Raw genomic sequence first — 24,734 nt, 5'->3', positions numbered from 1 at the left:
TTTTTTTCCCCCAATAAAAAAAAACCTCCCCCCCCCCCCCCCCACTCAAAAAAAACCCGGGCGGGGGGGGGGGCCCCCCCCCCCCCCCCCCCACGTTTCGCAGCTCAGACAAACCGGATGAGCAGACCCTCGGGTCAGCTCTTCGGCGCCTCCTGGTCGGCCACGATCTTGCCGCCGGCGACCTTGTAGGCCCAGATCGCCACCGCGGACGGGTCGATCTCGCCGTTCTCCTGGAACTTGAAGTCCGTGGTCACACCCTTGCCGGTGTAGCCGTCGACGAACGTCTCCAGCTTCTCCCGGGTGCCGTTGCCGGCCTTGATGCCCGCCAGCAGGATGTTCGCCGCGTCGAAGGCCTCAGCGCTGTACGTGCCCGCCTCACGGCCGGTCGCCGTCTTGTAGTCGGCCGCGAACGTGCCGCCCGCCTTCTCCGGCGGAACACACGGGCAGGTCAGGATCGCGCCCTCGGCGTTGGCCGCGCCGGCGCCGTCCACGAACGCCTGGTCCTTCACACCGTCGCCGGCGACGAACTTCGCCTTGCCGCCCGCGTCGCGGTACTGCTTCAGGAACGGCGCGGCCTCACGGTAGTAACCGCCCCAGAAGATCGAGTCGGCGCCCGAGCTGTTGATCTGGGTGACCAGCGCGCCGAAGTCGGTCTGCTGCTCCTTGACGACCGCGTTGCCGGTCACGACCGAACCCAGCGTCTTCTTCACCTGGTCGGCCAGGCCCTTGCCGTACTCCGAAGCGTCGTCCACCACGAAGGTCTTCTGAACCTTCATGACGTCCTTCATGTACAGCGCCAGGCCGGGACCCTGCGAGGCGTCGTTACCCAGAGCGCGGTGGAACGTCTTGTCACCCTGAGCCGCCAGCGCCGGGTTGGTCGCCGACGGCGTGATGATCACGACGCCTTCCTTGCTCATGATCGGGTTGGCCACCTTGGACTCACCCGAGAACGCCGGGCCGACCACGCCGAGGACCTTCGCGTCCTGGACGATCGAGGTCGCCAGACCCGAGGCCTGCGCCGGGTCACCCGCCGAGTCCTTCTCGACCAGCTCGACCTTGCAGTCGCCGTTGGCCTTGTTGTATTGGTCGACGGCGAGCTTCGCGCCGTCGCGGATGTTGATACCGAGCTGAGCGTTACCGCCGGTCAGCGCGCCAAAGAACGCGATCTTGCTGCCACAGGCAGCCGCGTCCGTCGAGCCGCCGCCATCGTCGTCCTTGGCACATGCCGCGGCGCCCACGAGAAGGCCGACCATGGCCACGCCGCCGATGGCTCGTGCGAGAGACTGCCTCAAGGTTGGAACCCTCCTCCATACCGAACCCACCGAGCCACTGGCAGCCGATTGGCACTTGCGCGCCGACGCGACCCTGCCGTGCCCCGTTATGGGCCGGGACGTTATCCCAGGTTCACGGCCTGCCAAAAGACTTCGATCGGGCTTTCATCGAACCGTTACGTCTCGTGACGCCCCGGCCGGAGGAGGTGTTACAACCGCACTACCCGCAAGATCAACTTTGTGTGGCCTCGGCGCCACCGGCCTCCTGACCCTCCGCCAGGATCCGGTCCGCCACCTCACGCATCGTCATCCGGTGGTCCATCGCCGTCCGCTGAATCCACTTGAACGCCTGCGGCTCGGTCATCTGATACTTCGTCATCAGCTCGCCCTTGGCGCGCTCCACCGACTTCCGCGTCTCCAGACGATCGGTCAGACCCGCCACCTCGGACTCCAGGGCGGCGATCTCCGAATACCGCGACAGCGCGATCTCGATGGCCGGCACCAGGTCCGACTTCTGGAAAGGCTTGACCAGGTACGCCATGGCGCCGGCGGCCCGGGCACGCTCCACCAGATCACGCTGGCTGAACGCCGTGAGAATGACAACCGGGGCGATACGCCCACCGGCGATCCGCTCGGCCGCGGCCAGCCCATCCATGATCGGCATCTTGATGTCCAGGATGACGAGATCCGGCCGAAGCTCCTCGGCCAGGCGCACGGCGGTCTCCCCGTCACCGGCCTCGCCGACGACGTCGTAGCCCTCCTCCACGAGCATCTCGGCGAGATCGAGCCGGATGAGGGCCTCGTCCTCGGCGATCAACACCCGCTTGCGCTCGGCACCAGCCTGCGAGTCGGCCACAGAACTCCTACCCCCAACGATCCTGAAGACACGACACCCCGGTATGCGGGTGTCGCCGCCCTAAGCGTAGTGGGTAGGCTGTCGGTGACTCATCTTGGCGGGAGGATCTCCCGACGGATGGGCCAGCCGGCCCCTGTATTCCAACCGGCAGAGAAGATGGTCTCAAACACCATACAGTGTGGGTTCGAATCCCACCGGGGGCACAAAACTGTCACACCCCTCCTCGAGGATTCGGGGAGGCATCCCTCTCATCTCCGCGAGGAAGCTCTTCGGCTGCACGCCTCCGGCGTTCCTTTCTCCGAGATATATCGGCGCCTCGGGTTGTCGCGGAATACCGTCGCCTGCCGGCTCTACAATCGCAGTCGCCGCACGAGGGATATCGACAGACGATGTCCCCGCTGCGACCGGCCTCCTCGCAAGATCGACGATCCGCCCGCTTATGGCTACCTGCTCGGCCAATATCTCGGCGACGGCCATCTGCTGATGACCCAACGGTGCCCCTCCTGACCGTCACCTGCGATCTGCGCTACCCCGGCCTCATCCACGAGGTGTCCCACGCGATGGAGTCGTGCGGCGCCAAGACCGTGGGATATCAGGAGCGGGTGGGATGCATGAGCGTCCGGGCGCACTGGACCCATTGGCCGTGCCTCTTTCCACAGCACGGCGCCGGGACGAAACATCTCCGCACCGTCACATTGGCCGATGGGCAACGAGAAGTGATCGACCGGCAGCCGGAAAGATTTCTGCGCGGCCTCTTCCACTCCGACGGCAGCCGATTTCTCAACACTGTCGACCGGAACGGCAGGAAATACGCTTATCCCCGGTATCAGTTCGTCAACGAGTCGCGCGACATCATGCGGTTCTGCCAGGAAAGCCTCGATCAGCTCGGCATCAGCTGGCGCATGGCGCGGCCCAACACGCTGTCGGTCGCGCGGCGCGAGGCGGTGGCTCGCCTGGACGAGTTCGTCGGGCCGAAGTGGTGAGCGGCGTGGAAGTGCCGTACGGGCATGCATCCACCGCACCCGCGTGGCCGAGGGGGTTTCCTTCGGCGACATCTGCCGTGATCTCGGGCTGCCGCGGCGGACGGTGGGCAACCGGTTCCACGGGAATCGGGCGCGGGCGGCGCGAGCGGCCGACAAGCCCCGGTGTGCGCGGTGTGCCGATCCTCCCCGGGCCTCTGTCTGGGTACGGCCACCTGGTCACCTCAGTCAAGGTGCCGGTGTTCCGCGTCTACTGCACCGCGAGCCGGCCCGGCCTGGTGGAGCAGTGCGGCGAGGCGATGCCGCGGGTGCTGGCGCGGCGGGTCCATCTCGTACGCCGTGGCGGCTATGTCGTGGTCCGACGCGGACGGCGAACCCTTCGTTCCGCTCTGATGGCTGCCGGGTTCTCAACCGGACGACGACCGCCGGGAAGGTGTAGGTCTACCCGCGCTACAACTTCTCGAACGAGTCCGCGGAGATCATGCGGCTGTGCGAGCGGTCGCTGGACGGGCTCGGCATCAGGTGGCGGATGGGCCGGCGCAACATGCTGTCGGTTGTGCGGCGGGAGGCGGTGGGTCGGTGGGATGAGTTCGTGGGGCCGGAGTGGTGACGGGGGCACGCGAACAGTCCGTAGCGGGGGTGGGGCAGCTGAGCGCAGAGCGTGACTCTCGGTGGTGGCTGGGCGTGACTCGGCTCGGAGCGGTGGTCACGGACGGTCGTGGCGTCTCGGGGCCGGTCGGCGGTTTCCCGGTGGGTGGAGTGGCTTCGGGGCCGCTTCGGCCGGGTTTCGGCGGTTCGGTGCCATTGTAGGGCGGGCTGCTGGGCGGCGGGCCACTGTAGGCGGGGCCGGCGGGTGGGCTGGCGGGCGGCGGGGTGCCGGGCAGGGGTGTGGAGGGTGGCGGCGATCCCGTGGGGGTCGGGGGTGAGGCGGATCGTCGTACTTTTTCGCAGTAGTGGTCCACGGATCGTTCGCCGCCGGCGTCGGCGATCAGGGTGCGGCGGTCGTGGGTGCTCAAGGGGGTGCCGCCTTGCCAGGCCTCGCAGCGGGTGAAGGCGGCGATGTCGGGGGTGGGGGCCGGTCCGGGCCGGGGGGGGGGCGGGCCGGGGGGGGGGGTTTGCGGTGCCCGGGGGGGCGGGGTGGCGGTTGTGGGGGCAGGTACGCCCAGCGCCGAGAAAAGGGGGTGGGCGGGGGGGGGGGGTGCGGGGGGGGGGGCGGGGCCGGGGGCCCGCGGCGGGGGCGCGCGGGGGGGGGCGCCCCCCGCCCCCGCCGGCGGGGGGGGGGGGGGGGGGGGGGGGGGGGGGGGCCCCGGGGGGGGGGGGGGGGCGCCGGCCCCGCACGGCGGGGATTCCGGTGCCCGTGGGGACGGGGTGCCTGTTCTCGGCGCAGGTACGCCCAGCGCCGAGAACAGGCGGTGCGCGTGCTGCTGGGCTCCCTGGGGGAGGTTGCCGGTCCGGGCGGCCACGGCGGTTCCGGTGAGGAGCAGGAGAGCCAGGCCGGTCGTGGCGGGCACGAGCACGGCCCGGATCCTCGCCGGTTGACGGCGGCGTGCGGCGCGGGCAGCACGTTTGCGTTCGGCGGTGAAGGCGTCGACCAGTTGTTTCTCGCCGCTGAGTTCCGCTGCGGTGGCCGGGGCTTGGGCCGCCTCGATCAGGCGGCGCAGGTCCGGGTCGCCGGCGGTGAAGGCGGCGGGGTCGGTCTCGGTGTTTCTCCGCTTGCGCATCGCATGAAGGAGAGCGCGTAGCTGCCGCATTTTGTTACACCCCCTGCCGGCTGGGGTGGGTGCGGTCCTTGACCTGCGGATGGGTGGCGAGACGCTTGAGTCCGCGCATGGCGGCGACGCGTACGGCACCCGGTCTTTTGCCCAGAATGTCGGCGGTGGTGGCGACGTCGAGGCCGATGACGACGCGGAGCATGACGGCTTCGGCCTGGTCGATGGGTAGTTCGGCGATGAGGGCCAGGGCCCAGGCCGTGCCGTCGTTCTCGAGGGTGAGGGTGGCCGCGTCGACGGTGGCGGTGGCCGCGGGCAGGGGTGGCGTGGGACGGCGGCGCAGGGTGTCGAGGCCCCGGTGGCGGGCGATCCGGAACAGCCAGCCGCGGAAGGCGGGCAGGTCGCCGTCGAACCGGCCCAGGTCGCGGATGACCTGCAGCCAGGTTTCGCTGGCGGCGTCCTCGGCGTGGTCGCCGGCGATGACGCGCAGGTAGCGCAGGACGCCGGGGTGCAGGCCGCGCCAGAGGGTGGCGAAGCCGCGACGGTCGCCGTCGCGGGCGGCGCTCAGCGCGTCGGCCAGGGGGTCGTCGGGCACGTGGTCTCCCGGTGGTGGGGGCGTGCCGTTGATACCCAGGGCGACCGCGATCGATGCGCCGGGGCCGGGGCGGGCTGTGAATCCGGCTGAACCGCAGGTGGGGTGGGGCGGCGGATGTTGTCATGGTTCGGACACGTTCGGCTGGAGGCCTCATGTTGTGGTCCGGTTCCTCGCCCCTGACGGTCATGCGGAACAGCATGTGGGGTTTTCTGATGTTCGCCGGGGTGGCGTGGCTGGCGATCGGCTGGAGTGTGATGCGCCTGGAGCCGGCCGACGTGGTGAGCGTGGCCGGGCCGGTGATTTTTTTCGGGGCGCTGTGTGAGGCGGTGCGGGCTCTGGCGGGCACGCGGACGTGGTGGCTGAACGCGTCGATGGCGGCGCTGTTCACGGCCACGGGAGTGATCGTGCTGCTGGATCGGGACGCCTCCTACACGACGCCGGCGTCACTGGTCGGCTGGTTCCTGATGGTGCGCGGTGCGGTCGACGTGGCCGTGGCGACCATGAACCGGGGCATCGACCGTACGTGGGGATTGATGTTGTCGTTGGGTGTGGCCCAGGCCGGTCTGGGGTTCTTCGCGTCGAGTCCGCTGTCACGCTCGGCCGATCCGGTGATCGTCACGCTGGGTGGGCTGGCGCTGCTGCGCGCCATCGCCGATCTGGTGACCTCGTTGCGGTTGCGGGAGGTTTCCGCCGTACGGCCGGATGTCTTGACGTTGTCTCCGGAGCGCGAGGAGGGTGTGGCCGGCTATTCGGCGGGTCTGACCGATTTCGAGGAGACGCCGGAGAAGCCGAGGGCACGGCATCGGGCGGTGGACGCCGACGCGCGCACGTTCCACGAGGAGGTCGTCGACACGACCCGGGATCTGGACGCGAAGATCGCGGAGGCGGGTGTGACGGGCACGGCCGCGGCGGTGCGCCGGCTGCCGTCGGATCGGGACGTTCCGGTGGTGCCGGACACCGCGGAGAGCATGGCGGAGGGCGAGCGGCGCCGCTGACAGGAACCAGTCTCCCCCGCCCCGCCGGGCCGGGATCCGTCAGTCGGCCAGTCGCCGGGCCGGGATCCCCGCCAGGCGGGGCGTCCGTCCGTCAGGCGCGTTCGCCGATGCGGCGGAGCAGGCCCTCCTGGACGGCGCTGGCGATGTGGCGGCCGTCGCGGGTGAACATGCGGCCGCTGGCCAGGCCCCGGCTGCCGCTCGCGGAAGGGCTCGTGCAGTCGTACAGGAACCATTCGTCGGCGCGGAACGGGCGGTGGAACCAGAGCGCGTGGTCGAGGCTGGCCCCGATGACGCCGCCGGGTCCCCACACCTCGCCGTGCACGGACAGCACCGAGTCGAGCAGTGACATGTCCGAGGCGTAGGTCAGCGCGCACGCGTGGATCAGCGGGTCGTCCGGCAGTTTGCCGTCGATGCGCATCCAGACGCGCTGCTGTTCGGTGGCCACCCGGTCGCCCGGCGGCACCCAGCCGGGGGTGTTGACGTAGCGCACGTCGACCGATTGGGGCGCCGCCGCGAACGCGCCCCGGCGCGACGGGTACTTGCGGACCCAGTCGGCCATCGTCTGTACGTCGTCGGGGCCGGGCACGCCGTCCGGCGGTGGCGTGTGGTGGTCGAGCCCTTCCTCACGGACCTGGAAGGAGGCCGACATGAAGAAGATGGTCTTGCCGTGCTGCTGGGCCGTGGACCGGCGTACCGAGAAGGACCGGCCGTCCCGGATGGTCTCCACCGTGAACCGGATCGGCTCGGTCGGGTCGCCCGGCCGCACGAAATAGCCGTGCAGGGAATGGACCGTGCGCGACGGATCGACGGTCCGCCCGGCGGCGACCAGGGCCTGGCCCGCGACCTGCCCGCCGAAGACCCGCTGGGCGCCGGTCTGCGGGCTGGAGCCCTGGAAGGTCGCGTCGTCCAGCTGCTCGAGGTCGAGGATCTCGAGCAGCTGGTCGACGGCGGCCTGGCCGGAAAGTGTCACAGCGAAGCGGGGTCGACCAGGTCGCCCAGCCGGTGCACGCGCAGCGTGTTGGTGGAGCCGGGCGCGTTCGGCGGGGAGCCGGCCACGACGACCACGTAGTCGCCGGGCTTGGCCAGGCCGAGGCCGAGCATCTTGGCGTCGACCTGACGGAACATGTCGTCGGTGTGCTGGACGAAGTCGGTCAGGAACGTCTCGACGCCCCAGGCCACGGCGAGCTGGTTGCGCACCTCGGGGACCGGGGTGAAGGCGTACAGCGGAAGCTCGCAGTGCAGACGCGAGAGGCGCCGCACGGTGTCGCCGGTCTGGGAGAACGCGACCAGGGCCTTGGCGCCGATGTTGCGGGCGATCTGGGAGGCGGCCACGGTCAGCGCGCCGCCGTGGGTGCGCGGGTCGTGCTGCAGGCGCGGCACGGGGATGGAGCCGCCCTCGGTCGTGCTGACGATCTTGGCCATGGTGCTGACGGTGAGGACCGGGTACTTGCCGACCGAGGTCTCGCCGGAGAGCATGACCGCGTCGGTGCCGTCGAGCACGGCGTTGGCGACGTCGGAGGCCTCGGCGCGGGTCGGGCGCGAGTTCTCGATCATCGAGTCGAGCATCTGGGTGGCCACGATGACCGGCTTCGCGTTCTCCCGGCAGAGCTGCACGGCGCGTTTCTGCACCAGCGGCACCTGGTCGAGCGGGAGCTCGACGCCGAGGTCGCCGCGGGCGACCATGACGCCGTCGAAGGCGAGCACGATGGCCTCGAGGTGCTCGACGGCCTCCGGCTTCTCGACCTTGGCGATGACCGGGACGATCCGGCCCTCCTCGGCCATGATCTCGTGGACGAGCTTGATGTCGTCGGGCGAGCGCACGAACGACAGCGCGACCAGGTCGACGCCGAGCCCGAGGGCGAAGCGCAGGTCCTCGGCGTCCTTGTCGCTGAGCGCGGGCACGCTGACGGCGACGTTGGGCAGCGACACGCCCTTGTTGTTGCTGACCGGGCCGCCCTCGACGACCAGGCAGCGGATGTCGTTGCCCTCGACGGCGGTGACCTGGACGGCGACCTTGCCGTCGTCGATCAGCAGACGGTCGCCGCTCTTCACCTCCTGCGGGAGCTTCTTGTAGGTGCAGGAGACGCGCTCGGCCGTGCCGAGGATGTCGTCGCTGGTGATGGTGACCAGGTCACCGGTGTTCCAGACGTGCGGGCCGTCGGCGAACTTGCCGAGCCGGATCTTCGGGCCCTGCAGGTCGGCCAGGACCGCCACGGCGCGGCCGGTTTGCTCGGCGGTGGCGCGCACGAGGTCGTACACCTTCTGGTGGTCCTCGTGGCTGCCATGGCTGAAGTTCATGCGGGCCACGTCCATACCGGCTTCGACGAGGCCGAGCATGCGCTCGGGGGAAGCGGTCGCGGGCCCCATGGTGCAGACGATTTTTACGCGGCGTGTCACGGCCATCAGGCTAGTCTCTCTTCCTCATCGGCCTGGCGGCCGACCCCCGTCGCCGGGATGAACTACGTATGTCGGGCGGCGAGGGTCCCCGGGGGTCTCCCGGGCGCGCTGCGCCGTCACCTGCGGGCTTCGACGACCGCGGTTTCAGCTTATCGGCCCGGCCGAAGCGCTCTCACGTGTACGCCATAGCCCGTTCGGCCATCGTCCTCCAGCGATGCGAGCACTACAGTCCGTATTGCCGTGTTCCTACCCGAAGGGGGCCGTGTGACTGAGTGGGGTCCGCTGGGCGAGGTGCTGGCCAAGGCGTCTGATCGCAACAGAGCGAACGTGGCCGACTTGGTGGGGCGCGCTCGGGAGTTGCTGAAGCTGGTGCGCGACACGTTCCCGCGTTACACGCTGCACGACGAGCAGCACGCCGAGAACGTGGTCGCCCTGATGGGCCGGCTGGCCGCGCCAAGACTGGACGTGATGGACCCGCTGGAGGCGGCACTGCTGATCCTGGCGGCCTACTTCCATGACGCGGGCATGGCCTACACGTACGACGAGCGCGCGCGGATCGTGGGAAGTGCCGAGTTCAAGGCGTTTCTCGCCACAAACGACAGCGCCTATCTCGCCACCCGACACGCCTCCGGCGGCGAACCTCCGGAATGGGTCGTCGAGCTCTACCTGCGATCACGACACGCGGACCGGGTCTGGGTGCATCTGGAGAGCTGCGATCCGTCGTGGCTGCGATGGGACAACGGATCCATCATCGAACCTCTGGCTGCCATCTGTGTGAGCCACAATGAGCCCACATCCGCGTTACGTGAGGAGCGTTTCCGAAGCAACTTCCGGCAGAAGGCCGACCTCCGCTTCTGCGCTGTCATACTGCGGCTCGCCGACATCCTCGATCTCGACCACACCCGCGCTCCGCAGGTCGTCTACGACTATCTCGGGCTAGGCCGGCGGGATTCGGCGACGGTCGCCGCCAGCGACGACGAATGGCGCAAGCACCTCGCGGCCGGCGGGTTCGAGTTTCCGCCCGATCCGCGGCGCGACTACGCACTGCAGTTCGTGGCGGACCCGTCGGACCCCGGTGTCGAGCACGACCTGCGCACCTTCCTCGGCGTCATCCAGAACGAGATGCTGCGGTGCCGGGCGGTCGCCGACCTCTGTGCGGAACGCTGGCGCGGGCTGCCGTTGCCGATTGAGGTCGACACCTCGACGATCACCAGTCACGGCTACACCTACGGCGAATTCCGCTTCGAGCTCGATCGGCGGGCGGTGCTCGAGCTGTTCACGGGCGATCGGCTCTACGGTGATTCGTACGTGTTCCTCCAGGAGCTTCTGCAGAACGCGCTGGACGCGGTGCGGGCCCGCGCACACCTGTTCGGCCACGTCTCCGCCGGAATCGAGGTGAGATGTTGGGAGGATTCCGGCGGCCACGTCTGGGTCCGGGTGGACGACGACGGCATCGGCATGGACGAGGAGGCGCTACGCCGGTACTTCCTTCGAGTGGGGCAGTCGTACTACCGATCCGCGGAGTTCGAGGCGGACATCGCTCGGCGCGGACTGGCCGATCGACCATTCGGGGTGATCGGCCGCTTCGGCATCGGCGTGCTCGCCTGCTTCATGGTGGGCGACCAGGTCGAGCTCGCGAGCATGCGGCAGACGTCCACCGGGTACCGCCGAGCGATCCGGTTGTCCATCAACAGGCGGGACGACTACTTCGTCCTTCAGGAGAAGGGACGGCGTGGCACGCCTATGCCCGGCAGTGCCGGGCCCGAGCCGGCATTCCTTGAGGAGTCCGGCACTCATATCGCCGTGCGGATCGACCCCAACCGCGCCGCCGTCGACCTGTCGACGATGCTTGCGAAGGTCAGGTCGTTCGTGTTCGATCCGCCGGTCCCCGTGTCGTGCAACGGCGAGCCGATAGCCGCTCTCACGGCATCGTTGATAACGCAGCCCTTACTCGAAGCGCCGAAGCCCGTCAAACTCAACCTCGCAGACCTCAACGACTACAGCGGCTCCGATCTTCTCCGGGAAGGAACGCTCGAGATCGTTGCCGTGCCGGTCGACCTGACAAGCACGGTGCTGGATCTGGGCGTACGAGGTCAACTCATGGCCTACGTCATCCTGGAAACCGAGGGAGAGGTGATTCCAGGCCTCGCCGACCGGGATGCCGCGCTCGCCGCGGCTTTCAATGAATCCTTACTTTATGCCGGCACGTCCTTCGGCGAACTCGACGTCACGCAGAGGCGCGAGCCGACCGTCTTATTCTTGCGCCTCCTTCGCCCCGATCGTGTCGAGGAACTCCTGCGCGGGATAAAGAAGTTGGGCTTCACGATACGCAACAGTAAAGGCATCTTACCGAACTTCGACAATTTGTCGGGGATGCAATATTGGGCGTATTCCATCCCCTTTGAGAAGCTTCCGGCATACGTGGAGGCCAGCGAGAGGACGAAGGCAGGATGGTGGGGGTACAACGGGATAGCACTTCCCACTCGGAGCAACACGGCGGACGTCACTCTCCAGCCGAGCGACCCGCTGATCCTGGGCGCCATCAGCCTCTCCGGCGAGCTTCGACCCGACCTCAGCGTGTCCCGCACAGAGGTCCGCGCCATTCCCTTTCCAGTGCATTCGGCGATTCAGCTCGCCGTGAGGCGGGGCTTCCGGGCAGCTACCGGTGACGCCGAATGGGCGGCGGCCGCCAACGAGGTCATCGGCCGCAGCCACCTGCTGGATCTGCGACCGGCGGAGCCTTGCACAACAGCCACGCTGTGGCGGGATCGGCTGCTCCGCGAGGAAGTCTGGAACGCCGAGCAGGTCATCAACACGCCGGACGGATACGTCAGCGTGGATCGACTCCGCGAGGCTGCCGCCGCCGGCGAGCGCCCCCTCGTCGAAGCGAACGCGCCGGCACCCTGGGACGGCTCGGACCTGACGGACAAGTTCAAGTTCCTGGACTTTCTCGCGGCCGGGCTGCTGCACCACTTCGTCGATCTGATGGTCGAGCCCGGTGAGAACAAGGTCGAGGTTCGGGTGACGTCCTCGCGATCGCCCGAGCGCGCCAGCGGACATCAACACCTGCCCCCGCTCTTCGCGCTTCCCTATGAAGGAGACGACAGCCTGGCCCGAGCCGGGCGCCACCTGAACGAGCGTCACCCGTTGACACAATGGCTACTGGCACACACGGCCACGTTAGCGGCGGATTTTCCGGTGCCGTTCCAGCGAGTATTCCGACTGGCCGCGACGAACCATACGAGCGTAGAAGACATAAACACCGCACTCGATCGAATCGCCCGCAGCCGGTCTGATATCGCTCCCCCACCCGGCGCGTATCTGCGTCAGGACGACAACGGCTGGTGGTGGTCGCGATGACTCAACCTCCGGCCCCCGACCGGGCGCAGGCTTTCGAGGTCGAACGGTACAAATATCTACTTCAGCAGTTGCATACCGTCAATGAGAACGTCTACCGCTTTCTGGCGATCTATCAGACGCTGGCCACGCTGCTTGTGGGGGCGGCGCTCACTCTTTTCGTGCGGTATGACGACTGGAAGATCGAGCCGGCGGTCGCGCGGATCGGGATCGTGGCGATTCTGCTTCTCGTCACCGTCATCGCCGCCTTCACGATTCTGCTCATCGTGGTGGGGGTGCTGACCTGGCTCGACTACCGGCGGGAGGAGTGCGAGCTGACCGAGGAGGCCGTGCGGCCCGGGTATCGCAAGCCCCCTGATCCGAAGAACTTCTGGCGCTGGTACGAGACGTACATCGTGTTGTTTATCCTGGGGTCCGTGGGTTTCATGTGGTTGGGCGCCGCCCTCTTTCTGTTGCCGGCGATGACATGAGGCCGGGACACGATTTCATCGGGGTCGGCGTCGGCGCGATGGTCTTCGACGAGCAGGGGCGGGTGTTTCTGGCCCGGCGCGGGCCGAAGGCTCGTAACGAGGCCGGGCTGTGGGAGTTTCCCGGCGGCATGGTCGATTTCGGGGAGCGGCTGGCCGACGCCGTCGTGCGGGAGTTCGACGAGGAGTACGGGATGGCCGTCGAGGTCGTCGGGCTGCTCGGGGTGTCCGATCATCTGCTACCCGCCGAGGGGCAGCACTGGGTGTCGCCGAGCTTCGTGGCGCTGCACCGGGGCGGTGTTCCCCGGATCCGGGAGCCGGAGAAGTGCACCGAGATCGGCTGGTTCCGGCTGGCCACGCTGCCGGACGGGCTCACCAAGGCGAGTCTCGACACCCTCGCCGCGTACAAAGCGAATCGGCCCGCCTGACGAGCAGGCGGGCCGATCCGAGAAACGGCTCAGACGCTGAGCGGCTGGGCGTCGGCGCGGACCGGAGCGGGAAGCTCGCCCGCCGCGCCCAGGTAGCGGTGGATCGCGGCCGCGGCCGAGCGGCCCTCGGCGATCGCCCACACGATCAGGGACGCGCCGCGGTGCATGTCGCCCGCGACGAAGACGCCGGGGGCGTCCGTCTGCCACTCGGTGTCGGCGTCCAGCACGCCCCGGCGGTTGCGGGTGATGCCGAACTGGGAGAGCAGCGGCTGGTCCTCCGTGCCCTCGAAGCCGATGGCCAGCAGCACCAGGTCGGCCTTCAGGTCGCGCTCCGAGCCGGGGGTCACGGTGACCGTGCGGACCCCGTTGACGCGCTCGACGGCCACCTCGGCGATGCGGACCGCGGTCAGGTTGCCCTCGTCGTCGCCGACGAACTCCTGGACGGCAACGCCGAAGACGCGCTCGCCGCCCTCCTCGTGGGCCGGGTAGTTGCGCAGGATGACCGGCCACGTCGGCCACGGGTGCAGCTCGCCGGCGCGGATCTCGGGCGGCAGCGGGTACTGGTCGAGCTGGATCACGTTGGCCGCGCCCTGCCGGTGGGCCACGCCCAGGCAGTCGGCGCCGGTGTCGCCGCCGCCGATGATGACCACGTGCTTGCCCTTGGCGTCGATCGGCGTGGTGTCCTGCAGGCCCGCCACGACCCGGTTGGCCGGGACGAGGTGCTCCATGGCCAGGTGGACGCCGTTGAGCGAGCGGCCCGGGGTGTCGCCGGCGTCGCGGCCGGACAGGGCGCCCGCCGCCAGCAGCACCGCGTCGAAGCGTTCGCGCAGGTCGTCGGCGGTGATGTCGACGCCCACCTCGACGCCGGTCTCGAAGACGACGCCCTCGGCCTCCATCTGGGCGAGCCGGGCGTCCACGACGTCCTTCTCGATCTTGAAGTCGGGGATGCCGTAGCGGAGCAGGCCGCCGATCTTGTCGTCGCGCTCGTAGACCGTCACCGCGTGGCCGGCGCGGGCCAGCTGCTGGGCCGCGGCCAGGCCGGCCGGGCCCGAGCCGACGATCGCGACCCGCTTGCCGGACGACTGCGGTGCCGGCTGCGGGCGTACGTAACCCAGATCGAAGGCGTGGTTGGCGATCTCCACCTCGACCTGCTTGATGGTGACCGGGTCGTCGGCGATGCCGAGGACACAGGCCGCCTCGCAGGGCGCGGGACAGAGCCGCCCGGTGAACTCCGGGAAGTTGTTCGTGGCGTGCAGGGCCTCCGCCGCCGCCTCCCACGCCCCCGTGCGGACCAGGTCGTTCCAGTCCGGGATGCGGTTGCCCAGCGGGCAGCCGTCGTGGCAGAACGGGATGCCGCAGTCCATGCAGCGGGTGGCCTGGTCGCGGATGAGCTCCTCGCCGGCCGGCGGGTAGACCTCACGCCAGTCCTGGATGCGGACCGGCACCGGGCGGCGCTTGGGCAGCTGCCGCTCGTAGCGCAGGAAACCGTTCGGATCAGGCACTCTTGACCCCCATGACCGCCTCGTCGACGTTACGACCGGCGGCTTCGGCGGTCCTGATCAGTTCCATCACGCGCTTGTAGTCGCGCGGCACCACAGCGGTGAAGCGGGCCACCGCGGTACCCCAGTCGGCCAGCAGCCGCTCGGCCACCGCCGAGCCGGTCTCGGCCCGGTGCTTCTCGACGAGGCCGCGCAGGGTCTGCTCCTCGTCGGCGGTCAGCGGGGCCAGGTCGACCAGCTCCGGGTTCACCCGGGCCGGGGCCAGGTCGAGCACGAACGCCTTGCCGCCGCTCATGCCGGCCGCGAAGTTGCGCCCGGTCGGGCCGAGCACCACCACGGTGCCGCCGGTCATGTACTCGCAGCCGTGGTCGCCGACGCCCTCGACGACCGCCTGGCCGCCCGAGTTGCGCACGGCGAACCGCTCGCCGGCCCGGCCGCGCAGGAAGACCTCGCCCGCCGTCGCCCCGTACAGGATCGTGTTGCCGGCGATGATGTGCTCCTCGGCCACGAACGGCGCGTCCTCGGCCGGCCGCACGATCACCCGGCCGCCGGACAGGCCCTTGGCCACGTAGTCGTTGGTGTCGCCGATCAGCCGCAGCGTGACGCCGCGCGGCAGGAACGCGCCGAACGACTGCCCGCCGGTGCCGCGCAGGGTGAACTCGATGGTGTTCTCGGGCAGGCCGGCGCCGCCGTAGCGGCGGGTCACCTCGCCGCCGAGCATCGCGCCGACGCTGCGGTGGTCGTTGCGGACGCCGAGCTCGGCCCGCACCTCGTGGCCGTCGATCAGGGCCGGCTGGGCCAGCTCGATCAGCTTGTTGTCCAGCGCCTTGTCCAGGCCGTGGTCCTGCGCGACGATGCCGCGGCGGGACGCGCCCTCGGGCAGCTCGGGCACGAACAGGACCGGCGACAGGTCGAGGCCCTTGGCCTTCCAGTGGTCGACCGCCGGGCGTACGTCGAGAACCTCGGGGTGGCCGATGGCCTCGTCGATGCTGCGGAAGCCGAGCTCGGCCAGGTAGCCGCGAACCTCCTCGGCCAGGAACAGGAAGAAGTTCTCGACGAACTCGGGCCGGCCGGTGTAGCGCTCGCGCAGCACCGGGTTCTGGGTGGCGATGCCGACCGGGCACGTGTCGAGGTGGCAGACGCGCATCATGATGCAGCCGCTGACGATCAGCGGGGCGGTGGCGAAACCGAACTCCTCGGCGCCCAGCAGCGCCGCCACCACCACGTCGCGGCCGGTCTTGAGCTGGCCGTCGACCTGCACGGTGACCCGGTCGCGAAGCTTGTTGAGCAGCAGGGTCTGCTGCGCCTCGGCCAGGCCCAGCTCCCACGGGGAGCCGGCGTGCTTGAGCGAGTTGAGCGGGGACGCGCCCGTACCGCCGTCGTGCCCGGAGATCAGGATGACGTCGGCCTTGAGCTTGGCCACGCCGGCCGCGACCGTGCCCACGCCGATCTCGCTGACCAGCTTCACGTGGACCCGGCTGCGCGGGTTCACGTTCTTCAGGTCGTGGACGAGCTGGGCCAGGTCCTCGATCGAATAGATGTCGTGGTGCGGCGGCGGGGAGATCAGGCCGACGCCCGGGGTGGCGTGCCGGGTCTTGGCGACCCACGGCCACACCTTGTTGCCGGGCAGCTGGCCACCCTCGCCGGGCTTCGCGCCCTGCGCCATCTTGATCTGCAGGTCGTCCGCGTTGACCAGGTATTCGCTGGTCACGCCGAAGCGGCCGGAGGCGATCTGCTTGACCGCGGAGCGGCGGGCCGGGTCGTAGAGGCGCTCGACGTCCTCGCCGCCCTCGCCGGTGTTCGACTTGCCGCCGAGCCGGTTCATGGCGATGGCGAGGGTTTCGTGCGACTCAGCCGAAATGGAGCCGTAGGACATGGCTCCGGTGGCGAACCGCTTCACGATCTCCGAGGCCGGCTCGACCTCTTCCAGCGGCACCGGGGTGCGGTCCTTGAACGTGAACAGGCCGCGCAGCGACCCGGCCTCGGCGGCCAGACCGTCGACCTTTTCGGTGTACTTCTTGAAGACGTCGTACTGCTTCGAGCGCGTGGCGTGCTGCAGCAGGAAGACCGTCTCGGGGTTGAACAGGTGGATCTCGCCCTCGCGGCGCCACTGGTACTCGCCGCCGACCTCGAGGCGGCGGTGGGTGCGCTCGGCCGGGTTCGACGGGTACGCCTTCTCGTGCCGCGCCTTCACCTCGGCGTGGATGTCGGCCAGGGTGGCGCCGCCGATCCGCCCGTTGGTGCCGACGAAGTACCGCTGGAGCAGCTTGTTGTCCAGGCCGACGGCCTCGAACACCTGGGCCCCGCAGTACGAGGACACCGTCGAGATGCCCATCTTCGACATGATCTTCAGGACGCCCTTGCCGAGCGCCTTGACGTAGTTGCGGATCGCCAGCTTCGGGTCCAGGCCGGCCAGCGGGCCGGTCGCGATCAGGTCGTCGACCGACTCGAAGGCCAGGTACGGGTTGACCGCGGCCGCGCCGTAGCCGATCAGCACCGCCGCGTGGTGCACCTCGCGGCAGTCACCGGACTCGACGACCAGGGCGACCTGGGTACGGGTCTGCTCGCGGACCAGGTGCTGGTGGACGGCCGCCGTCAGCAGCAGCGACGGGATCGGGGCCAGGTCCGCGTTCGAGTCGCGGTCCGACAGGACCAGGATCCGTACGCCGTCCTCGATCGCCTCCGAGACGTGCCGGCAGATCTGGGTGAGCCGGGCCTTGATGCCGGCCCCGCCGTCCCGCAGCGGGTAGAGGCCGGAGACCCGGACCGCCTTGAAGCCGGGCAGGTCGCCGTCCTCGTCGATCGACAGCAGCTTGGCCAGCTCGTCGTTGTCGATGATCGGGTGCGGCAGCACGATCTGCCGGCAGGACGCCGGGCCGGGGTCGAGCAGGTTGGCCTCGGGCCCGATCGTGGTGGCCAGGCTGGTCACCAGCTCCTCGCGGATGGCGTCCAGCGGCGGGTTGGTGACCTGGGCGAACAGCTGGTGGAAGTAGTCGAACAGCAGCCGGGGCCGGTTCGACAGCGGCGAGATGGGGGTGTCGGTGCCCATCGAGCCCAGCGGCTCGGCGCCGGTGCGGGCCATCGGCCCGATGAGGATCTTCAGCTCCTCCTCGGAGTAGCCGAACACCTGCTGGCGGCGGGTCACCGAGTCGTGGGTGTAGACGATGTGCTCGCGCGGCGGCAGGTCGTCGAGCTGGATGAGGCCGGCGTGCAGCCAGTCCTCGTACGGCTCGGCCGCGGCCAGCTCGGCCTTGATCTCGTCGTCGTGCACGATGCGGCCGGCCTCGGTGTCGACCAGGAACATCTTGCCCGGCTGGAGGCGGCCCTTGGCCACCACCGTGGCCGGGTCGAGGTCGAGCACACCGGCCTCGGAGCCGAGCACGACCAGGCCGTCGGAGGTGTGCCACCAGCGGCCGGGGCGCAGGCCGTTGCGGTCGAGCACGGCGCCGATGATCGTGCCGTCGGTGAAGGCGACGCTGGCCGGGCCGTCCCACGGCTCCATGAGGCTCGCGTGGAAGCGGTAGAACGCGCGCCGCTTCGGCTCCATCCCCGGGTCGTTCTCCCACGCCTCGGGGATCATCATCAGCATCGCGTGCGGCAGGCTGCGGCCGGACAGGTGCAGCAGCTCCAGCACCTCGTCGAAGCTGGCCGAGTCGGACGCCTCCGGCGTGTTGATCGGGAAGAGCCGCTTGATGTTGCCGGGCAGGGTCTTCGACTGCAGCAGCGCCTCGCGGGCGGCCATCCAGTTCTTGTTGCCGCGGATCGTGTTGATCTCGCCGTTGTGGGCGATGAACCGGTACGGGTGGGCCAGCGGCCACGCCGGGAACGTGTTCGTCGCGAACCGCGAGTGCACGAGCGCGATGGCGCTGGACACGCGCTCGTCGACCAGGTCGGGGAAGAAGTCCGGCAGCTGGTCGGGGGTGAGCATGCCCTTGTAGGTGATGGTCCGCGAGGACAGCGACGGGAAGTACGCGCCGACGCCGCGCTGCGAGGTCTCCCGCTCGGCCTGCTTGCGGATGGTGAACGCGACCCGGTCGAGCTCGATGCCGCTGAGCTGGGTGCCGGCGTCCGGGCCGGAGAGCCGGTGCGCGGCCAGGAAGACCTGCCGGATCGCCGGGCGGGCGTCCTCGGCGGTCTGGCCGAGCCCGTCCGGGCGCACCGGGACGTCGCGCCAGCCGAGGATCTCGCCGCCCTCGACCAGGGCGTACTTCTCGACGATCTTGATCGCGCGGGCGCGCGCGGCGGCGTCGTTGGGCAGGAAGACCAGGCCGGTCACGTACGCGCCGGCGGGCGGCAGCTCGAAGCCGGCGACCGCGCGGTAGAACTCGTCCGGAACCTGGATCATGATGCCGGCGCCGTCGCCGGTGTTGTACTCGGCGCCTCGCGCCCCCCGGTGGTCGAGGCGGATCAGCGCGGAAAGGCCCTTGGCCACCACGTCGTGGGAGCGGCGGCCTTGAAGATCGGCAACGAAGGCCACACCGCACGCGTCGCGTTCGGTGGAGGGGTCATACAGCCCCTGGGGGTGCGGAAATGCCACCGGGCCTCCTGTCGTCACTGGTGTTACACATCAAGGTCGGGACGACGTCGGCCCTGCAAAGTCTCTAGAGTCTACGTTAAGGGTGGCCGATCTCCGCCAGTTCAGATGGATCACACTTCCAAGAGGGCGAATCCACCATCGCGGCACAATCGGGTAGCCGAATCTCTATGCACATTGGGTAGTCTCGCGCGGTGGCGCAACAGGATACCGACGTCTTCGTCAGGCTCGAGCGGTTTTACGACGCCCTTCCCCGACCCTACGCACGTGCCGAGGATTTCGGCGGACTTGTGCTGTTCGTCCGCGAGGGCGAGGGTTGGCCCTACTATGCCCGACCCATCATCGGGGCGGACACCCCTTCCGCCGCTGATATTACTGCCGTCCGGCAGAGGCAACGTGATCTGGGGCTGCCCGAGGCCTTCGAGTGGGTCCACGAGACCACACCTGACCTGCTCGCCGTGGCCCGCTCGGCCGGCCTGGGCGTGCTGCTCGCGCCGCTGCTGGTGCTCGAGGCGGCCGCGCTCGTCCCCGACCTGCCGGTGGCCGGCGGCGCCATCCACTTCCTCGACCCGTCCTCGGACCGGTTCGACGCCGAGGTGTTCGCCGCCCGGGCGGTCGCGCGGCACGCGTTCGCCGGCGCCCCCGGCGGCGGCGTGAGCCAGGCCCAGATCGACCTCGACCGGCAGCAGATCACCTCCGGCGACTACGCCATCGCCGTCGTCGAGTCCCCGAACGAGGGAATCCTCGCCACCGGCACCCTCATGCGTTCCGGTGATGTGGCCGAGATCGCCGGCGTGGCCACCCTGCCCTCGGCCCGCGGGCGCGGCTACGCGTCGCAGCTCACCGCCTCCCTGGCCCGCCACGCGCTGACCGCCGGAGTCGACCTGGTATTCCTTTCCGCGGGCGACGACGACGTGGCGCGCCTCTATACGAAGGTGGGGTTCCGCCGCCTGGGCACCGCCTGCGTCGCCGAACCCACGGCCGCGCCGCTGTAAGGAAGGGAACGATCATGGACCTCGGAATCGCCGGCCGCACCGCGCTGATCGTCGGCGGCAGCGGCCTGCTGGGCCGCGCCGTCGCCGCCGCCCTGCTGGCCGAGGACGTCCGCGTCGTGCTGGCCGCCCGCGACGAGACCCGGCTGGCCGACGCCGCGCACAGCCTCGACGACGAGGTCGCCTGCCTCACCCTGGACACGGCCGACCCGGCGTCGGCCCGGGCCGCCGTGGACCGCCTCGGCACCGTGGACATCCTGGTCAACGCCGCCGCCCCGCCGGCACACACCATGGATCAGTCCCGCGACCGCGAGCCGTCGCAGATCCTGTCCGCCCTCGACGCCAAGGCCGGCGGCTACCTGCGCGTCATGGACGCCGTCCTGCCCGGCATGCACGAGTCCGGTTTCGGCCGCGTCGTCAACATCAGCGGCCAGAACGCCCACCTGACCCGATCGGTCACCGGCGCCGTCCGCAACCAGGCGGTCATCACGGCGTCCAAGGCCCTGGCCGACGCCTACTCCGGCACGGGAGTGACGATCAACGTCGTCAACCCCGGCGTCGTCACCGCCGACCCCTCACCCACCACGGCCCCGGCCGCCGGCGGCGAGTCCACCCCCGAGCAGGTAGCCGCCCTGGTCGCCTTCCTCTGCTCCACCCAGGCCGCCACCATCTCGGGCGAGTCCATCGCGGTCGGCCACCGGGTGTTCGGCGTTCAATAGCTTCAGAGGTACGGAATCGGCGAAAGGCAGCCGCCGCAGGGACCAGCAGCTGCCGTCCCGGCCTCCCGTCGCCGCTTCCGGGCTGTCCGGCAACACCGGCGGGCCGGGCCGCTGCCCACTCCCGCTCCCTGCCGCCGCTCACGGCCGTGCCGATGGGAGTCACGTTTCGACCCTGCCGGCGGTCGGGGCCGTCGACATCAGCGACAGCAGGCGGAGGTTGTCGGCCGACGGGGAGCCGGGGTCGGTGGTGTAGAGGAACAGGGTCTGGTCGGGGTCGCCGGGCAGGGACAGGGCCTCGTAGCGCAGGGTGATCGGGCCGACGGCCGGGTGGATCATCTGTTTGGTGCCGTGGGTTCGCTCGTGGACCTGGTGCGCGTTCCACCACGTACGGAAATCAGCGCTTTTGATCGTCAGCTCCCCCACCAGCTCGGCCAGGCGGGGGTCGTCGGGGTGGCGGCCCGCGTAGAAGCGCAGGGTGCCCACCACGTCGGCGGCGACGGCCGGCCAGTCCAGGAAGACCTCGCGGGCCGCCGGGTCGAGGAAGACCCAGCGGGTGTAGTTGCGCTCCCGCGGTGGCAGCCGGTCCCAGTCGGTGAGCAGGGCCCGGGCCAGGGCGTTCGAGGCCAGCACGTCGGTGCGGCGGCCCACGATGAACGCGGGATGGTCGGTCATCGAGGCGATCAACTGCCACATCGCCGGGCGCACCCGCTGGGGCGGCAGCGGGTCGGCGTGGGGCCGGGGCGGGCGGGCCAGGACGGCCAGGTGGGCCCGGGCGGCCGGGTCGAGCTGGAAGACCCGGCTCAGGGCGTCGAGCACCGAATCCGACGGGCTGGTGTGCCGGCCCTGCTCGAGGCGCGTGTAGTAGTCGACGCTGACGCCGGCGAGCTGGGCCACCTCCTCGCGGCGCAGGCCCCGGACCCGGCGGCCGGACGGGGGCTCGGTGATGCCCACGACGGCGGGGCTCATGCTGGTACGGCACTTCCGGAGGAAATCGCCCAGGGCTGCCATGCCCTCCATGATCCCGGCTCGGCGCGGCGGATGACAGGGCCTGGGTGGGCATGGCGTTCCCCGGTACGGCGGGGCCGGTTCCGGCCTGTCTGCCGGTGGCCGCCGCGGCCAGGCTGGATCACATGACAAACACCTGGTTCATCACCGGCACCTCCCGCGGACTCGGCCTCGAGCTGGTCCGGCAGCTCCTGGAGCGCGGCGACACGGTCACCGCGACCACCCGCTCCCCCGAACGGCTGCTGACCGGCCTCGGCGACACGGACACGAGCCGGCTGCAGGCCCTGGCGGTCGACCTCGCGGACGAGGGGCAGGTCAAGCGGGCCGTCGAAGCGGCCGGCGACCTCGACGTGGTGGTCAACAACGCCGGCTACGGGTTCCTGGCCGCCGTCGAGGAGGTCAGCGACGCCGAGGCCCGGCAGATGTTCGACGTGCAGGTCTTCGGCGTGTGGAACGTGCTGCGGGCCGCCCTGCCGTCGTTCCGCGCGCGCCGGACCGGCCACATCGTCAACGTCTCGTCCATCCTCGGCCTGACCGCCTTCCCGGGCTGGGGCCTCTACTGCGCCGGCAAGTACGCCCTGGAGGGGCTCACCGAGTCGCTGGCGGCCGAGGTCGCCGACTTCGGCATCCGGGTCACGCTCGTCGAGCCGGGCTACATGAGGACCGATTTCCTGCGTACGCAGTCGCTGGGCCTGCCCGGGAGCACGGTGGACGCCTACCCGGCGGTCCGGGACATGACCGCCGCCCACCTGGCGATGCCCGGCACCCAGCTCGGCGACCCGGCCAAGGCGGCGGCCGCGATCATCACGGTGGCCGACGGCGGGAAGGCGCCGCTGCACCAGTTGCTCGGCTCCGACTCGTACGGCCTGGCCCAGGCCCGGATCGCCGCCCTCACCGACGACGTCGAGGCGGGCCGCGCGCTAGCCGTCACCACCGACGTCGGCTGAGCGGCGGCGTTCCAGGCCCTCCAGCAGCAGGTCGAGGGCGAAGGCGAACTCGAACTCGTCGTCGCAGCCGCTGAGCGGGCCGTCGTGAGTGGTGGCGGCGGCGGCCAGTTCGGCCACGTGGGGCAGGGTCTCGGCCCAGGCCGCCGGGGGCGGCGGCGCGGACGGGTCCAGGGTGTCGTCGAACAGGTCCTGACTGAAGCCGAGCAGGCGGCTGCCGAACAGGTGGATGGCGTGGTGGGCCAGGTCGAGCGAGCAGCCCCCGGCCCGCATGATCCCCAGGACACGATCGATGTGCCGGAGCACGGCCGGGGTGGGCGCACCGCGGCCCTCGAGGACACGCACCGCCCACGGGTGCCGCAGCATCGTGCCCCGCGCCCGCATGATCAGCGCGCGGAGCCGCTCGGTCCACGGGCCCTCGGTCTCCTCGACGGCGATCTCCCGGACCACCGCGTCGGCCATGGCGGCGAGCAGGGCGTCCTTGTCCCGCAGGTGGTAATAGATCGACATCGCGTCGACACCGAGATGCTGGGCGAGCCGCCGCATGCTCAGCCCGTCGAGCCCGTCCCGGTCGGCCAGCTCGACCGCGGCGGCGACGATCCCCTCCTCGGACAGGCGGGCGGTGGACCGGGTCGAGGCTCCTGCACGTCGTGGCACGAACTGAATCGTACTTGTCGCCCTACGCCGTAGGGCTTAACCTACGGCGTAGACCTACACCGTAGAAAACGAGGTTCGGCGATGATCCCTCCGAGATGGTTCGTCCGCGGCGCCTGGGTGACCCACAAAGCCTTGCTGCGGGTCACCGCCGACCGCGTCGGCATGTCCACCCCCACCCCGGGCGGCAAGTTCGGCATCCTGCGGCTGCACACGGTCGGGCGCCGCTCCGGCCGGCCCCGCGCCGTCCTGCTCGGCTACATCGAGGACGGCGACCGCCTGATCACCCTGGCCATGAACGGCTGGGACCCGGCCGACCCGGCCTGGTGGCACAACCTGAAGGCCCACCCCGAGGCCACAGTCGACCTGGTCGGCGGCTCCCGCGAGGTCATCGCCCACGAAGCGGCCGGCCCCGAACGGGAGCGCCTGTGGGCGGCCTTGCACGACTACAGCGGCTACGGCGACCTGGACGCTTTCGCCGCCCGCCGCGGCCACGAGACCGCCGTCGTCGTGCTGAGCCCCGCCATCCCAAGCCGCCCCTAGAAGCGCCCAGCGGCGCGGACCGCTGAGCCCGGGCCCCGAACCCCGCACCGCCCCACCCGGCACCGCCCCACCTGGCACCGCCCGACCCCGGGATCGCCCCACCTGGCACCGCCCCACCCGGCACCGCCCACCCGGCACCGCCCACCCGGCACCGCCCACCCGGGACCGCCCGCCCGGGACGGCCCGCCCGGGACCGCCCGCCCGGGACCGCCCGTCGGGGACCGCTCAACCCGAGATCGCCCCACCCAGGCCGCGCCCGACCCAGGAACGCCCGACCAGGAACGCGCAACCTAGGACCGCTCAACTCAAGCCAGGATTGCGCGCAACTTCAGAACGCCCAACCAGGGCTGCGCCCAACCTGGGAACGCTCAGTTCGGGGGCGCTCAGTTCAGGGGCCAGCCAGCTCAGCGGTCAGCTCGGGCGGCGGCCAGCCAGCTCGGCTCCCCGCCAGCTCGGCGGTCAGCTCGGGCGGCGGCCAGCCAGCTCGGGGTTGCGTCCACCGAGGTGGTGTATGACCTGGTCTTTTCCAGCAGACAGAAGCGGCCATCGCAGATCCTTCGGATTGTCTAGATCAAGAAGGAGACCTGCGATGGCCGCAGAACCGAGTCTGAACGTCGCCAGTCTGTTGCGCGAGCATCTTGAATCGGCGAGCCCTGATCTACTGCGGGCGATGGTGCAAACCTTCGCCGAAACGCTGATGTCCGCCGAGGTCGACGCGGTCTGCGGTGCTGAGTACGGCGAACGCAGCGACGAGCGCACGAACTCGCGTAACGGCTACCGGCAGCGCGA

The 24,734-nt window shown here is 70.2% G+C and carries 20 protein-coding genes and 1 tRNA gene; 12 read left to right on the top strand and 9 right to left on the bottom strand.

The annotated features are described in order from the left end of the window. Positions 1-134 precede the first annotated feature (134 nt). The gene (locus AB0C26_RS41185) at positions 135-1,292 is read right to left on the bottom strand and encodes a branched-chain amino acid ABC transporter substrate-binding protein (RefSeq protein ID WP_360259305.1); all 1,158 of its coding nucleotides are present in this window, start codon (positions 1,290-1,292) and stop codon (positions 135-137) included. 211 nt (positions 1,293-1,503) lie between these two features. After that, positions 1,504-2,127 carry a response regulator gene (locus AB0C26_RS41180; protein WP_360259303.1) on the bottom strand — a complete coding sequence of 208 codons (624 nt, stop codon included), beginning with the start codon at positions 2,125-2,127 and terminating at the stop codon, positions 1,504-1,506. 129 nt (positions 2,128-2,256) lie between these two features. On the opposite strand from AB0C26_RS41180, the gene AB0C26_RS41175 reads away from it, so the two are divergent. From AB0C26_RS41175 to AB0C26_RS41165, 3 genes are all read left to right on the top strand, one after another. Continuing rightward, a tRNA-Leu gene (locus AB0C26_RS41175) sits at positions 2,257-2,330 on the top strand. Positions 2,331-2,621: 291 nt separating this feature from the next. Further along, positions 2,622-3,110, top strand: a complete 489-nt coding sequence (locus AB0C26_RS41170; protein WP_360259301.1) for a hypothetical protein — start codon at positions 2,622-2,624, stop codon at positions 3,108-3,110. A 1,409-nt stretch (positions 3,111-4,519) separates the two neighbouring features. Beyond that, positions 4,520-4,849, top strand: coding sequence for a hypothetical protein (locus AB0C26_RS41165; protein WP_360259299.1), 330 nt, complete (start codon positions 4,520-4,522; stop codon positions 4,847-4,849). A gap of 13 nt (positions 4,850-4,862) precedes the next feature. On the opposite strand, the gene AB0C26_RS41160 is transcribed toward AB0C26_RS41165, so the two are convergent. After that, a complete protein-coding gene (locus tag AB0C26_RS41160) occupies positions 4,863-5,411 on the bottom strand; it encodes an RNA polymerase sigma factor (RefSeq protein ID WP_360259297.1) in 549 nt (182 codons plus the stop codon). Positions 5,412-5,563: 152 nt separating this feature from the next. Here AB0C26_RS41160 and AB0C26_RS41155 point away from each other — a divergent pair, with 152 nt between their 5' ends. Continuing rightward, complete coding sequence (locus AB0C26_RS41155; RefSeq protein ID WP_360259295.1) at positions 5,564-6,406, top strand: hypothetical protein; 843 nt, start codon at positions 5,564-5,566, stop codon at positions 6,404-6,406. A 91-nt stretch (positions 6,407-6,497) separates the two neighbouring features. Here the strand turns inward: AB0C26_RS41155 and AB0C26_RS41150 are convergent, their stop codons facing one another. Both AB0C26_RS41150 and pyk read right to left on the bottom strand, forming a co-directional pair. Continuing rightward, positions 6,498-7,376: an acyl-CoA thioesterase II gene (locus AB0C26_RS41150; protein ID WP_360259293.1), complete on the bottom strand. Its 879-nt coding sequence runs from the start codon at positions 7,374-7,376 to the stop codon at positions 6,498-6,500. Next, positions 7,373-8,809, bottom strand: coding sequence for a pyruvate kinase (pyk, locus tag AB0C26_RS41145; protein ID WP_360259291.1), 1,437 nt, complete (start codon positions 8,807-8,809; stop codon positions 7,373-7,375). The genes AB0C26_RS41150 and pyk overlap by 4 nt, the downstream gene beginning before the upstream one ends. Before the next feature lie 258 nt (positions 8,810-9,067). Here pyk and AB0C26_RS41140 point away from each other — a divergent pair, with 258 nt between their 5' ends. From AB0C26_RS41140 to AB0C26_RS41130, 3 genes are read left to right on the top strand one after another with little or no spacing between them, the layout of a single operon-like run. After that, a complete protein-coding gene (locus AB0C26_RS41140) occupies positions 9,068-12,163 on the top strand; it encodes an ATP-binding protein (protein ID WP_360259288.1) in 3,096 nt (1,031 codons plus the stop codon). Further along, positions 12,160-12,630: a hypothetical protein gene (locus AB0C26_RS41135; protein ID WP_360259286.1), complete on the top strand. Its 471-nt coding sequence runs from the start codon at positions 12,160-12,162 to the stop codon at positions 12,628-12,630. Before AB0C26_RS41140 ends, AB0C26_RS41135 begins: the two co-directional genes overlap by 4 nt. Next, complete coding sequence (locus AB0C26_RS41130; RefSeq protein WP_360259284.1) at positions 12,627-13,055, top strand: NUDIX domain-containing protein; 429 nt, start codon at positions 12,627-12,629, stop codon at positions 13,053-13,055. The genes AB0C26_RS41135 and AB0C26_RS41130 overlap by 4 nt, the downstream gene beginning before the upstream one ends. 29 nt (positions 13,056-13,084) lie before the next feature. Here the strand turns inward: AB0C26_RS41130 and AB0C26_RS41125 are convergent, their stop codons facing one another. Both AB0C26_RS41125 and gltB read right to left on the bottom strand, forming a co-directional pair. After that, positions 13,085-14,557, bottom strand: a complete 1,473-nt coding sequence (locus tag AB0C26_RS41125) for a glutamate synthase subunit beta (protein ID WP_360259281.1) — start codon at positions 14,555-14,557, stop codon at positions 13,085-13,087. Next, the gene (gene gltB / locus AB0C26_RS41120; RefSeq protein ID WP_360259279.1) at positions 14,550-19,109 is read right to left on the bottom strand and encodes a glutamate synthase large subunit; all 4,560 of its coding nucleotides are present in this window, start codon (positions 19,107-19,109) and stop codon (positions 14,550-14,552) included. Before gltB ends, AB0C26_RS41125 begins: the two co-directional genes overlap by 8 nt. A 173-nt stretch (positions 19,110-19,282) precedes the next feature. Between gltB and AB0C26_RS41115 the strand changes: the two genes are divergently transcribed. Together AB0C26_RS41115 and AB0C26_RS41110 are read left to right on the top strand one after the other, a co-directional pair. Continuing rightward, on the top strand, positions 19,283-20,083 hold the full coding sequence (locus AB0C26_RS41115) for a GNAT family N-acetyltransferase (RefSeq protein ID WP_360259277.1): 801 nt from the start codon (positions 19,283-19,285) through the stop codon (positions 20,081-20,083). Between the two features lie 14 nt (positions 20,084-20,097). Then, the gene (locus AB0C26_RS41110) at positions 20,098-20,799 is read left to right on the top strand and encodes an SDR family NAD(P)-dependent oxidoreductase (RefSeq protein WP_360259274.1); all 702 of its coding nucleotides are present in this window, start codon (positions 20,098-20,100) and stop codon (positions 20,797-20,799) included. 159 nt (positions 20,800-20,958) lie between these two features. On the opposite strand, the gene AB0C26_RS41105 is transcribed toward AB0C26_RS41110, so the two are convergent. Then, positions 20,959-21,807 (bottom strand): helix-turn-helix transcriptional regulator, encoded by an 849-nt coding sequence (locus AB0C26_RS41105; RefSeq protein WP_360259272.1) that lies wholly within the window; start codon positions 21,805-21,807, stop codon positions 20,959-20,961. 122 nt (positions 21,808-21,929) lie between these two features. On the opposite strand from AB0C26_RS41105, the gene AB0C26_RS41100 reads away from it, so the two are divergent. Further along, a complete protein-coding gene (locus AB0C26_RS41100) occupies positions 21,930-22,751 on the top strand; it encodes an SDR family NAD(P)-dependent oxidoreductase (protein WP_360259268.1) in 822 nt (273 codons plus the stop codon). Here AB0C26_RS41100 and AB0C26_RS41095 read toward each other — a convergent pair. Further along, positions 22,725-23,405 carry a TetR/AcrR family transcriptional regulator gene (locus tag AB0C26_RS41095; RefSeq protein ID WP_360259265.1) on the bottom strand — a complete coding sequence of 227 codons (681 nt, stop codon included), beginning with the start codon at positions 23,403-23,405 and terminating at the stop codon, positions 22,725-22,727. The genes AB0C26_RS41100 and AB0C26_RS41095 overlap by 27 nt on opposite strands. 81 nt (positions 23,406-23,486) lie before the next feature. Between AB0C26_RS41095 and AB0C26_RS41090 the strand changes: the two genes are divergently transcribed. Together AB0C26_RS41090 and AB0C26_RS41085 are read left to right on the top strand one after the other, a co-directional pair. Continuing rightward, positions 23,487-23,945, top strand: coding sequence for a nitroreductase/quinone reductase family protein (locus AB0C26_RS41090; RefSeq protein ID WP_360259263.1), 459 nt, complete (start codon positions 23,487-23,489; stop codon positions 23,943-23,945). Positions 23,946-24,534: 589 nt separating this feature from the next. Then, positions 24,535-24,734, top strand: a 200-nt coding sequence (locus AB0C26_RS41085) for a transposase (protein WP_360259260.1), incomplete at its 3' end; no start/stop codon positions are given.

It is taken from the genome of Actinoplanes sp. NPDC048796, from assembly GCF_040650035.1.
Taxonomy (GTDB): domain Bacteria; phylum Actinomycetota; class Actinomycetes; order Mycobacteriales; family Micromonosporaceae; genus Actinoplanes.
The sequence above is the reverse complement of the archived record's forward strand: the minus strand, read 5'-3'. Positions and strand labels throughout refer to the sequence as shown.